General features: G+C 46.8%; 1 protein-coding gene and 1 pseudogene. Both read right to left on the bottom strand.

The annotated features are described in order from the left end of the window. Positions 1-1,295, bottom strand: a 1,295-nt coding sequence (locus tag BN873_RS12940) for a methyl-accepting chemotaxis protein (protein ID WP_048674330.1), incomplete at its 3' end; no start/stop codon positions are given. A gap of 119 nt (positions 1,296-1,414) precedes the next feature. Beyond that, a pseudogene (locus BN873_RS20695) lies at positions 1,415-1,599 on the bottom strand (methyl-accepting chemotaxis protein); the annotation flags it as partial.

A 1,599-nucleotide genomic window follows, 5' to 3' on the forward strand; every position in this document is an offset into this window, starting at 1 on the left:
TGATTGGCCTGACCGGCGTTCTCAGCGCTTTGCTTAACCGTTCCAGTTAGTTCTTCCATGGAGGAAGCGGTCTCTTCCAGCGCCGAGGCTTGCTCTTCCGTGCGCTGGGCTAAATCACTGCTCCCTTGCGCAATCTCCGATGAGGCAGAGGCCACTTGGCTCGTGGTTTCACTAACCTGCCCCACCATGGTTTTCAACTGGCTGGCCATCTCCCGCATGGCCGCATAAATCCCGGTCTCTTTCCCGGTGTCCGCAAATTGAACGGTGAGATCACCGGTGGCAATTTTCTGAGCTAGCGTGGCGATATCGGTCGGCTCACCGCCGATGGGGCGACGGATCGCTCGCGCCGTCAGCCAGGCCAAAGCGACTCCTAAGAAAATAGCACCGGCTGATAGCCCTTCGATCATCATGATAGCGATGCCATTACGCTGTTCGACCTGTGAGCCGAGTTGATTTTGGGTGGTGCGGTACTCCGTTTTTAGCTGATCTGTGGCCTTGGTAATGGCCCCACCGATTTGATAGAGCGTGTTTTGAGTGATCTCATCATTTTTCTCAGTCAATTCCTTCAAATTGGGTAATACACTTAGGTAGTTAGCATGAATTTTATTGAACATCTCAAGAGATGCTTGATAAGAATCTCCGGCTTTTTCATGAAGTTGCTTTTTAATTGCTTCTACCTTAGTAGTTATTTCTATAGCGCCCTGTTCGAAATCAGCCCGATTACGAGAACGTACATACTTAAGAAGTACATAGCGAGCGGCGAGTATCTGATTTTGCAATTTCCCAACCCATAAAACCAGTTCGCTATTATTCTCATTGGCTGCATTTTCCATCATGCTATCGGTTTTGCTTTGTATTTCGGTGCCTATTTGAACAAGCTTTTTAATAGTTGCTATTCTTTGCTCGGTGAAGCTAACCACCTGATTAAAAGTCGAATCATATTGATTGACCAACGCCTCTAAGGAATCTAAAGCTTTGACTTTTTCTGAGTTTTCCGCTTTTTTCTTTAGAAGGCCAATTTGATTGGTCATTTTGGTTGCGTATTGCTTATGTTCGTCCGAATATTCGCTTGTTTCATGGATAAGAAACTTTTGAACTGTTAAGCGCGCGTTTAAAAGCTGTTTCTCAAATTGATCAATATGCGAATTATTGGTTTCGATACCGCGATAATGACAAAAATTATCGAATGCTTGCTGTAAACCCCAGTAGGAAACGCCAGAGACAACAACTAAAAATGCGATAATTGTGGCAAATCCAAGATTTAATTGGTTGCGGAGGGTGAGTGTTTTGAACATGGTTCTTATTTGCCTCTATTGGTCTTATTAATTTTTGCTCTTTCTTAGAAGTTTTAGGTTCAATTTCTTTCTCTTGATCGCATACCCCCCTTCGCGGAGAGGGGTATGCTATTTCTATCTTAAAATTCTTCCCATTCTTCAGTAGCCGCTGTCGCAGTGGCCCCTGTCGCAGCGGCGGTAGCGGCAGGTTTTCTAGCGGCTGCGACCGGACGAGGTTTTGCGGGAGTTTTCACGACGGTGGGTCGTGAGCCGGTGGTTGGGACAGGCCGCAACGGGGTCGGGGCTTTGGCGGAGGTTGCGGTGG

This window comes from Candidatus Competibacter denitrificans Run_A_D11, from assembly GCF_001051235.1.
Classification (GTDB): Bacteria; Pseudomonadota; Gammaproteobacteria; order Competibacterales; family Competibacteraceae; genus Competibacter_A; species Competibacter_A denitrificans.